The organism is Ramlibacter sp. (assembly GCF_028291745.1).
In the GTDB taxonomy this organism is placed as follows: domain Bacteria; phylum Pseudomonadota; class Gammaproteobacteria; order Burkholderiales; family Burkholderiaceae_C; genus Ramlibacter.
Genome location: NZ_JAQGNQ010000017.1, coordinates 19805 through 30544, shown reverse-complemented (window position 1 = coordinate 30544; position 10740 = coordinate 19805). Strand labels below are relative to the sequence as shown.

The 10740-nt window shown below is 68.9% G+C and carries 7 protein-coding genes; 6 read left to right on the top strand and 1 reads right to left on the bottom strand.

The window, feature by feature from the left end:
* Positions 1 to 1033 (top strand): MltA domain-containing protein (locus JWP60_RS02685; RefSeq protein WP_299786115.1); only part of this gene is annotated, 1033 nt, incomplete at its 5' end.
* Positions 1034 to 1123: 90 nt separating this feature from the next.
* Complete coding sequence (locus JWP60_RS02680) at positions 1124 to 3136, top strand: hypothetical protein (RefSeq protein WP_299786113.1); 2013 nt, start codon at positions 1124 to 1126, stop codon at positions 3134 to 3136.
* An 11-nt stretch (positions 3137 to 3147) separates the two neighbouring features.
* Here JWP60_RS02680 and JWP60_RS02675 read toward each other — a convergent pair whose 3' ends face one another.
* Positions 3148 to 3624 carry an Lrp/AsnC family transcriptional regulator gene (locus tag JWP60_RS02675; protein ID WP_299786111.1) on the bottom strand — a complete coding sequence of 159 codons (477 nt, stop codon included), beginning with the start codon at positions 3622 to 3624 and terminating at the stop codon, positions 3148 to 3150.
* 128 nt (positions 3625 to 3752) lie between these two features.
* Here JWP60_RS02675 and JWP60_RS02670 point away from each other — a divergent pair, with 128 nt between their 5' ends.
* From JWP60_RS02670 to secF, 4 genes are all read left to right on the top strand, one after another.
* The gene (locus JWP60_RS02670) at positions 3753 to 7322 is read left to right on the top strand and encodes an indolepyruvate ferredoxin oxidoreductase family protein (protein WP_299786109.1); all 3570 of its coding nucleotides are present in this window, start codon (positions 3753 to 3755) and stop codon (positions 7320 to 7322) included.
* Between the two features lie 151 nt (positions 7323 to 7473).
* Positions 7474 to 7806, top strand: coding sequence for a preprotein translocase subunit YajC (gene yajC / locus JWP60_RS02665; RefSeq protein ID WP_299786107.1), 333 nt, complete (start codon positions 7474 to 7476; stop codon positions 7804 to 7806).
* Positions 7807 to 7845: 39 nt separating this feature from the next.
* Complete coding sequence (gene secD, locus JWP60_RS02660) at positions 7846 to 9729, top strand: protein translocase subunit SecD (RefSeq protein WP_299786105.1); 1884 nt, start codon at positions 7846 to 7848, stop codon at positions 9727 to 9729.
* Between the two features lie 45 nt (positions 9730 to 9774).
* On the top strand, positions 9775 to 10731 hold the full coding sequence (secF, locus tag JWP60_RS02655) for a protein translocase subunit SecF (protein ID WP_299786103.1): 957 nt from the start codon (positions 9775 to 9777) through the stop codon (positions 10729 to 10731).
* Positions 10732 to 10740 lie beyond the last annotated feature (9 nt).

The window sequence follows — 10740 nt, the reverse complement described above, 5'->3', positions numbered from 1 at the left end:
TGCGCCCGAGGACGCGGTGCCGCTCGGGCCCGCGCTGCTGCAAGGCCGCAGCCGCTGGACGCCGGTGCGCTGGTCGGACCTGCCGGGCTTCGGCGATGACGCCTTGCACGAGGCCTGGGGCGCCTGGATCCGCAGCTGCGAGCGGCCGCTGCCGCCGCAATCGGCGCTGTGCCCGGAGGTGCGGCGTCTCTCGATCGCCACGCCCGAGGAGCAGCGCGCCTGGATGATGCAGCGGCTGCAGCCCTATCGCGTCGAGCCGCTGCAGGGCGGCGCCGAGTCGCTGCTCACCGCCTACTACGAGCCGATGCTGGATGCCACCCGGGTGCCGACGGCAATGCAGTCCGTGCCGCTGTACCGCCCGCCGACCGATCTCGCCAGCCGGCGCCCCTGGTACACGCGGCAGGAGATCGACACGCTGCCGCAGGCCCGGGCGGCGCTGCGCGGTCGCGAGATCGCCTACCTCGCCGATCCCCTGGACGCGCTGGCGCTGCAGATCCAGGGCTCGGGGCGCCTGCGCATCGTGGAGCCCGATGGCCGCGTGAGCCTGGTGCGGGTCGCGTTCGCCGGCAGCAACGAGCAGCCGTATCGCAGCGTCGGCGGCTGGCTGTTGCAGCAGGGCGCATTGCGCGATGCGTCCTGGCCCGGCATCAAGGCCTGGGCGCGGGCCAATCCGCAGCGGTTGCAAGAGCTGTTGTGGAGCAATCCGCGGATGGTGTTCTTCCGCGAGGAGCCGCTGTCGGACTTCGACGCCGGCTTCGGCCCGCGCGGCGCCCAAGGCGTGCCGCTGACGCCGGGCCGCTCGATCGCGGTGGACAAGGACAGCATTCCCTACGGCACCCCGGTCTGGCTGTCCTCCCCCGGCCCGCTGATCGACCTGCACCGCCTGGTGTTCGCGCAAGACACCGGCAGCGCCATCGTCGGCGCGGTGCGGGCGGACTACTTCGTAGGCTGGGGCGACGCCGCGGGGGAGATCGCCGGCCGGCTGAAACAGCCGCTGGCGATGTGGGCGTTGTGGCCGCGACAGATTCCCTGAGGACATGGCGTCCAGGCGACAGGAAGAAATACTGCTCGTCGGTTGTGAACACAACTTGATACACTCGCGACCCTCAAGAAGGGTTTCCACATGGTCCAGGCGACGGCGGGGAGCAGTCATCCCGAGCTGGCATCCGGCGATGAGCCGCTGTTCAATGTCGACGTGAAGATGCGCGCGAACACGACGTTGGAAGACGTCGAACGCCAGGCCCGTGCGGCGGGCATCCAGCCCGAGCGGGCGCAGGCGCTGCTCAACGCCTTGCGCAACGCGCCGCAGATCCGCATCGGCACCAATGTGTCGCGCGCGCGTGCCGATGCTGCCCAGGCCCAGTTCGGCAAGGCAGGGCTCCTGGTGGAGATCACGCCGGTGCTGCTGCTGCAGGACAAGTTCGAGTTGACCAGCGACGCCAACGTGACATGCCCCGCCTGCGAGCAGCGCGTGCAACTCGGGGCGCAACGCCAGTGCCCCGAATGCGGCGTGTTCGTCGACAAGGTCAGCCCGGAGGACGTGCTGCGCCGCAAGCTGCTGCGCCAGGAGCGCGCCAAGATCGATTCCCAGCTTGCGCGCGAGGCCAGGGATTCCGAGCAGAAGACGCGCAACGCACTCGAGGCGGCGCTGCGCAAGAAGATCCGCGACGAGCTGGAGAAGGAATACGGCCTGAAGGAACGCCGCAGCCGCCTGACTTCGGCGCCGGTGCTGGCAGTGGCAGCCTTGGCGGTCGCGGCCGGGGCCTTCGTCGGTGGCCGCGGCAGCCTCGGCACCTGGCCCTGGCAGCAGGCCGGCGGCACGGGCACCGTGGCCGCGGCCGGCGACCCCGACAAGCTGTTGGCAAGCATGGGTGGCAAGGCGGCCGCCGGAGCGCCGGCCGAGGGCACGCCGGTGGCCGATGCGGATCTCGACGATCCGCTGATCCAGCAAGCTGCCGGCAAGGGCACCGGCGGCAAGGGCCTCACGATCGAACAGGCGGTGGCGGCCGCGCAGGTGCTGGGCAAATCGGTCGGCGTGGGCGCCGGTGCCGGTGTCGCGGGTGCGACGGGTTCGGGCGATGCCGCGGCCGCGGCCGCGGCCGAAGTCCCGCCGGTGCCGGTCCCCCCCGCCGTGAAGACGATGCTTGCGCTGGAGCTGGCACGGCAGTTGGCGGAGATGGGCGAGTGGTCGCGGGCCCAGGCCGTGGTTGCCGCGCTCGGCTCCTCGTCGCGCACGGTCGCGGACCCGGCGCTCGCCGCCGCAGCGCAGGCCACCGATGTCGAAGTCCGCGCCTGGGCGCTCCAGGGCGTGGCGCCGGGCCAATCGCGCGCCGCCGTCGACACGCTGCTGACGCGGGCGCGCGCGGCGGCGAGCCCCGCCCGCCAGGCGCAATCGCTCGGGCTGGCCGGCGCCATCCTGAGCGGCCAGCCGGCGCTGTCCGAGGAAGTGCCGCGCGCCTTCCTGCAAGAGGGCGTGCAGGCAGCCAAGCGCATCGAGCCGCAAGCGGAGCGCACCGCCGTGGCCTCGGAACTGACCGTCGCCGTCGGGCAGACGCTGCTCTCGGAGGCGACGCGGGCGATCCGCGCCGGCGCCTGGTCGCGCGCCCAGACGGCGGGCACACGGCTGGAACGCCTGGCCGACGAGGCGGCCGACCCGGCGGTGCAGGCGCGCCTGCTCGCCATGGACTCGCAGCTCAAGGCGCAGTCGGGCAAGGCCGAGCCCGCCGCCCGAAGCCTGGCGCGCGGCCTGCAATCCGCCGAGCGCGTGGCCGACCTGCCGCAGCGCGCCGTCCTGCTGCAGCAGTTGGCGCGGCTGACCGATGCCAGTGCGCAGGCGCAGATCGGGGCCAGCGCCGGCGCGCTGCAGACGATGGCGCTCACGCGCGCGGGGGCCGAGCGTGCCCGCACGCTGGCGGAACTGGCGGTGCTGTATGCGCAGGCCGGACTGAAGGGCAAGGCGGACCAGGCGGCCGCGGCGGCCACCGCCACTCCGGGCGTCGCGCCCGCCGACGCCGTCGCACTGCAGGCGCGCCTGATCGTGTGGCGCGAGCTGGCGGCGGCTCGGCTGCTGCACGCCTCCGGCGCCTATGCCGAGGCGGAGGCGGCACTGCGGCGGGTCGGCGACTACGTCCTGTAGCCAGGGGGCGGTCAGCCCTTCAGGTGCGACAGGGGCCAGCTGCTGCTGGCCTTCACCTCGCCCAGCGAAAAGCTCGTGTGGATGTCTTTCACGTTCGGCAGGTTGATCAGCACCTTGCGGGCGAATTGCGAGAAGCTGTCCAGGTCTTTCGAGACCACCTGCAGTTCGAACGTCCCCGCGCCGCTGATGTAGTGGCACGAGACGATCTCCGGGATGCCGCGGATCGCGTCTTCCATTTCCCGCGTGCGCTCGCCCGTGTTGCGCTCGGCATCCAGCCGCACGAAGGCCAGCACGCCCAGGCCGATGCGGTGGCGGTCGATTTCCGCGTGATAGCCCTTGATGAAACCGGCCTCCTCGAGCGCCCGCACGCGCCGCCAGCACGGCGCCGCCGACAGCCCGACGCGCTGCGCGAGTTCCGCGTTGGTGACGCGGGCATCGGCCTGCAGCTCGGCCAGGATCTGGAGGTCGTAACGGTCGAGTGTTTCCATTTATCCCTAATTTGCGCAAGATCCTTTCTCATCCTAGCCGGTCCGGGGCACAGAAAGCAAAAACAGTTCGTGCTGCCGGGCATACACTGCTCTCTACGAGGCGCACAGCCCACTGGAGACAACACGCGATGAACGCACCGCTGCCCGAACACATCCGCAAGGCGCTGGAAACCGTCACGCTGGACGACAAGTATTCGCTGGACGTCGGTCGGGCTTTCATGAGCGGCATCCAGGCGCTGGTGAAGTTGCCGATGCTGCAGCGGCAGCGCGATGCCTTGGCCGGCAAGAACACCGCGGGCTTCATCAGCGGCTACCGCGGCTCGCCGCTCGGGGGCTACGACCAGGCGCTGTGGAAGGCCAAGAAGTACCTGCAGTCGCAGAACATCGTCTTCCAGCCGGGGGTGAACGAGGAGCTCGCGGCCACGGCCCTCTGGGGCACGCAGCAACTGGGATTCGCACCCGCGGGCAGCAACAAGTACGACGGCGTGTTCGGCATCTGGTATGGCAAGGGCCCGGGCGTGGACCGCTGCTCCGACGTCTTCAAGCACGCCAACATGGCGGGCACCACGCCCTGGGGCGGCGTGATCGCGGTGGCCGGCGACGACCACGTGGCCAAGAGCTCCACCGCGGCCCACCAGAGCGACCACATCTTCAAGGCCTGCGGGCTGCCGGTGTTCTTCCCGGCCACCGTGCAGGAGATCCTGGACCTGGGGCTGCATGCCTTTGCCATGAGCCGCTTCTCGGGCGTCTGGGCCGGCATGAAGACGATCCAGGAAATCGTGGAGTCGAGCGCCACCGCGATCATCGATCCCGAGCGCGTGCAGATCCGCATCCCGACCGACTTCGAAATGCCCCCGGGTGGCGTGCACATCCGCTGGCCCGACACGGCGCTGGAACAGGAAGCGCGCCTGTTCGACACCAAGTGGTACGCCGCGCTCGCCTATATCCGCGCCAACCGCCTCAACTACGACGTGATCTCCACGCCGCACGACCGCTTCGGCATCATCGCCAGCGGCAAGGCCTACAACGACACGCGCCAGGCCCTGCTCGATCTGGGACTGGATGACGAGACCTGCCGCCGCCTGGGCATCCGCCTGCACAAGGTCGGCGTGGTGTGGCCGCTGGAAGCGCAGGGCACGCGCGAATTCGCGCAGGGGCTGCGCGAGATCCTGGTGGTGGAAGAAAAGCGCCAGGTCATCGAGTACCAGATCAAGGAAGAACTCTATAACTGGCGCCCCGACGTGCGGCCCAACGTGCTGGGCAAGTTCGACGAGATCGAGGGCGACTACTCGGGCGGCGAATGGGCGATGCCCAATCCCACGGCCCACACCCTGCTGCGCGCCAACGCGGACCTGTCGCCGGCGCTGATCGCACGCGCGATCGCCAGGCGCCTGAAGAAGCTGGGCCTCGACGCCGACGTGCAGGCGCGCATCGACGCGCAACTTGCCATCCTGCAGGCGAAGGAACAATCGATGCAGGTGGTGGAGGTCAAGGGCGAGCGCCAGCCATGGTTCTGTTCGGGCTGCCCGCACAACACATCGACGGTGGTGCCGGAAGGCTCGCGCGCGATGGCCGGCATCGGCTGCCACTTCATGGCGACCTGGATGGACCGCGCCACCATCGGCTTCACGCAGATGGGCGGCGAGGGCGTCCCGTGGGTCGGGCAGCAGCCCTTCACGCACGACAAGCACATGTTCGCCAACCTCGGCGACGGCACCTACTTCCACAGCGGCCTGCTGGCGATCCGGCAGGCGATCGCGGCCGGCGTCAACATCACCTACAAGATCCTCTACAACGACGCCGTGGCCATGACCGGCGGCCAGCCGGTGGGCGAACGCCCCGAGGGCCACACGCCGATGCAGATCGCGCAGAGCCTGGATGCCGAGGGCGTGGTGAAGATGGTGGTGGTGACCGACCAGCCCGAGAAATACCAGGGCGCCAGGCTGCCCGCGGGCGTGACGGTGCACCATCGCGACGAGCTCGATCGCGTCCAGCGCGAGTTCCGCGAGATCGCCGGCGTCACGGCCATCATCTACGACCAGACCTGCGCCACCGAGAAGCGGCGCCGCCGCAAGCGCGGCACCCTGGTGGACCCGGCGGTGCGCGTGATGATCAACGACCTGGTGTGCGAGGGCTGCGGCGACTGCAGCGTGCAGTCCAACTGCCTGTCGGTGGAGCCGCTGGAGACCGAGTTCGGCCGCAAGCGCACGATCAACCAGAGCACCTGCAACAAGGACACGAGCTGCCTCAAGGGCTTCTGCCCGAGCTTCGTCACCGTCGAAGGTGGGCAGCTCAAGGGCAAGGCGAAGCAGAAGGATGCCGGCCCCTCTCCCTACGAGGGCGGCGAACTTCCCGAGCCGCTGCTGCCCGCCACCGCGGACGCCTACGGCATCGTCGTCGCCGGCGTCGGTGGCACCGGCGTCATCACCATCGGCCAGCTCCTGGGCATGGCGGCGCACATCGAGGGCAAAGGCATCGTCACGCAGGACGCGGCGGGCCTGGCGCAAAAGGGCGGGGCCACCTGGAGCCACGTGCTGATCGCCGACCACCAGGATGCGATCCGCACCACGCGCGTGAGCATGGCCGCGGCCGACCTGATCATCGGCTGCGATCCCATCGTCACCGGCGGCAAGGAGACGGTGCTGCGCATGCGCCCGGGCCGCACCCACGTGGCCCTGAACGCGCACAGCACGCCGACCGCGGCCTTCGTGAAGAACGCGGCCTGGGAGAATCCCTCGGACGCCTGCGCGCTGGAAATCGGCAAGGCCGTCGGCGCGGAGAACCTGGCCGCCTTCAACGCCGAGGGGCTTGCCGCCAAGGTGATGGGCGACAGCATCTACACCAATCCGATCATGCTGGGCTACGCGTGGCAAAAGGGCTGGATCCCGCTGGCGCGCGAGTCGCTGCTGCGGGCGATCGAACTCAATGGCGTGGCCGTGGACAACAACAAGGCAGCCTTCCAATGGGGTCGCCGCGCCGCCCACGAGCCGCAGGCGGTGGCGGCGCTGACCGGCGCCGGCGCCCAGGTGATCGAATTCAAGAAGCGCGAAACCCTGGAGAGCATCGTCGCGCGCCGCGTCGAATTCCTCACCGCCTACCAGAACGCCGGCTATGCCGCGCGCTATCGCGAACTGGTGGAGCAGGTGCGTGCGGCCGAACTGCCCCTGGGCAAGACGACGCTGGGCGAGACCGTCGCCAAGGGCCTGTTCCGCCTGATGGCCTACAAGGACGAATACGAAGTGGCCCGCCTGCATGCCGATACCGGCTTTCGCGAGCAGGTGGCCGCGCGGTTCGAAGGCGACTTCAAGATTCACTATCACCTGGCGCCGCCGCTTATCGCCAAGCACAACGACAAGGGCGAGCTGGTCAAGCAGAAGTTCGGCCCCTCGACGTACTACCTGTTCAAGCTGCTGGCCCGCCTGAAGGGCCTGCGCGGCACTGCGCTGGATGTCTTCGGCCACAGCGAGGAGCGACGCACCGAGCGCGCGCTGATCGACGAATACCGCCAGACCGTGCAGGAGCTGCTGGCGGGACTGCAGCCGGGCAATCACGCGCTGGCGGTGGAGATTGCCGGCCTGCCGGAGAAGATCCGGGGCTACGGCCACGTGAAAGCGCGCAACCTCGCGGCCGTGCGCCCGCAGTGGGAGCAGTTGCTGCAGCAGTGGCGTGCCAGCGGGCAACGGCGGCAGGTGGCCTGATCCCGGGCCGGCGCCGGGCGCCTGAGGGGCTACCCGGACGGCCGGCCCGAAGGGGGCCGCATACAATCCTTTTTTCCTCCCGCGGCAGGGCTGCTGGCGTGCAGCCGTGGCGCGGGGATTTGCTTGTCCGGTTTCCGGAGTGGAGTCATCCGTGTTCATTTCTTCCGCGTTCGCCCAAGTGGCACCGGCCCCCTCGAGCGGCGGCGACATGCAGTCCTCCCTCATGAGCATGGCGCCCCTGGTGCTGATGTTCGTCGTCCTCTACTTCGTGATGATCCGCCCGCAGATGAAGCGGCAAAAGGAGCACCGCACGATGGTCGAGGCGCTGGCCAAGGGGGACGAAGTCGCCACCACCGGCGGCGTGCTCGGGCGCGTGACCAAGCTGGGCGACACCTACCTGGGCGTGGAGATTGCCCCGGGCGTCGAAGTGCAGGTGCAGCGCACGGCCGTCGTGCAGGTGCTGCCCAAGGGCTCGATCAAATAAAGACGAAACGCGGGTGCTCGCGCACCACGCGTCCACCTGATGAACCGATATCCTCTCTGGAAATACGTGATCCTCGGGATCGCGTTGCTGATCGGGGTGCTCTACACCCTGCCCAACTTCTTCGGCGAGGATCCCGCCGTGCAGGTGTCGTCCGCGCGCAGCAGCGTGCACGTCGATGCCTCCACGCAGGCGCAGATCCAGCAGGCGCTGGCCGCGGCCAACATCCAGCCGCTGTCGACCGTGCAGGAGGCCGACTCCATCAAGGTGCGGCTGCCCAACACGGACGTCCAGCTGAAGGCCAAGGACGTGATCCAGCGCGCGCTGGCGCCGAACCAGGACGACGCGCCGTATGTGGTCGCCTTGAACCTGCTGTCGAAGACGCCGACCTGGCTGGCTGCGCTGCGCGCCGCGCCCATGTACCTGGGCCTCGACCTGCGCGGCGGCGTGCACTTCATGCTGCAGGTGGACATGCAGGCGGCACTGACCAAGAAGGCCGAGTCGTACGCGGGTGACCTGCGCACCGTGCTGCGCGACAAGAACGTGCGCCACGCGGGCATCGAGCGCAACGGGCAGTCCATCCTGATTCGCTTCCGCGACCCGGCCGCCCTGCAGGCCGCCCGCAGCACCATCGCCGACCAGTTCCCCGACCTGGCCGTGACCGACAGCGTGCAAGGCGACACCACCACGCTCAACGCCACCCTCAAGCCCGAGGCCGCCCGCCGCGTGCAGGACCAGGCGCTGAAACAGAACATGGTGACGCTGCACAACCGGATCAACGAGCTGGGCGTGGCCGAGCCGGTGATCCAGCAGCAGGGCACCGACCGCATCGTGGTGCAACTGCCTGGCGTGCAGGACACCTCGCGCGCCAAGGACATCCTGGGTCGCACCGCGACCCTGGAAGTGCGCATGGTCGACGAAGGCAGCGAAGGCCGCTCGGCCGAGGCCGGCAGCGGCCCGGTGCCCTTCGGCGACGAGCGCTACCTCGATCGCGAAGGTCGCCCGGTGGTGGTGAAGAAGCAGGTCGTGCTGACCGGCGAGAACCTCACGGACGCCCAGGCCGGCTTCGACAGCCAGACCCAGGAGCCGGCGGTGCACCTGACGCTGGATGCCAAGGGTGCCCGCATCTTCCGCGACGTGACGCGCGAGAGCGTCGGCAAGCGCATGGCCATCCTGCTGTTCGAGAAGGGCAAGGGCGAGGTCGTGACGGCGCCGGTGATCCGGGGCGAAATCGGGGGCGGCCGGGTGCAGATCTCCGGGCGCATGAGCACGGCCGAGGCCAACGACACCGCGCTGCTGCTGCGCGCCGGCTCGCTGGCCGCGCCAATGGAGATCATCGAGGAGATGACCATCGGCCCCAGCCTGGGTGCCGAGAACATCGCCAAGGGCTTCCACTCCGTGACCTGGGGCTTTGCCGCGATCGTGGTGTTCATGGTCATCTACTACAACCTGTTCGGCCTGTTTTCGGCGATCGCCCTGGCGGTGAACCTGTTGTTGCTGGTGGCAATCCTGTCGATGCTGCAGGCGACGCTGACCCTGCCGGGCATGGCCGCCATGGCGCTGGCGCTGGGCATGGCCATCGACTCCAACGTCCTGATCAACGAGCGGGTGCGCGAGGAACTGCGCAGCGGCAGCTCACCGCAGGCGGCGATCCACGCGGGCTACGACCGCGCCTGGGCAACCATCCTCGACTCCAACGTCACCACCCTGATCGCCGGCGTGGCGCTGCTCGCCTTCGGTTCGGGCCCGGTGCGCGGCTTCGCGGTGGTCCACTGCATCGGCATCCTGACCTCGATGTTCTCCGCGGTCTTCTTTTCCCGGGGCCTGGTGAACCTCTGGTACGGCCGGCAGAAGAAATTGAAGGCGGTATCGATAGGAACAGTCTGGCGGCCGGGCGCCGATGGCGCTATAACCAAGGCCGAGTAACCGAGAATGCTCGGGGTGCGTCGTTCGCCCCCAAAAGGACAAGCAGTGGAGTTTTTCAAGATCCGGCGGGACATCCCGTTCATGGAGAACGCGCTGGTCTTCAACGTGATCTCGCTGGTCACGTTCCTGGCCGCCGTGTTCTTCCTGTTCACCAAGGGGCTGCACCTCTCCGTCGAATTCACCGGCGGCACGGTCATGGAGGTGAGCTACAGCCAGCCCGCCGACGTCGAACACGTGCGCCGTGCAGTCTCCGACCTCGGCTACCAGGACGTCCAGGTGCAGAACTTCGGCACTTCGCGCGATGTCCTGATCCGCCTGCCGGCGCAAAAAGGCGTCAGTTCGGCGCAACAGAGCGAGCGCACCATCGCCGCCCTCAAGGCGACCGATTCGGCCGTGACGCTCAAGCGCGTGGAGTTCGTGGGGCCGCAGGTGGGCGAGGAACTCGTGTCCAACGGCCTCAAGGCCCTGGGCATGGTGGTCGCCGGCATCATGCTGTACTTGGCCCTGCGCTTCGAATGGAAGTTCGCGGTGGCGGCCATCATCGCCAACCTGCACGACGTGGTCATCATCCTGGGCTTCTTCGCCTTCTTCCAGTGGGAGTTCTCGCTGGCGGTGCTGGCGGCGGTGCTGGCGGTGCTGGGTTACTCGGTCAACGAGTCGGTGGTGATCTTCGATCGCATCCGCGAGAACTTCCGCCGCTACCGCAAGCTGAACACGGTGCAGACGATCGACAACGCGATCACCTCCACGATCAGCCGCACGATCATCACCCACGGCTGCACCCAGATGATGGTGCTGTCCATGCTGCTGTTCGGCGGCGCCACGCTGCACTACTTCGCGCTGGCGCTGACCATCGGCATCCTGTTCGGCATCTACTCCTCGGTCTTCGTGGCGGCGGCCATCGCCATGTGGCTGGGCATCAAGCGCGAGGACCTGGTCAAGGGACCGGGCAAGCGCGAAGCCGGTGACCCGGCCGATCCGAACGCCGGCGCCACCGTCTGAGGGAGCGCG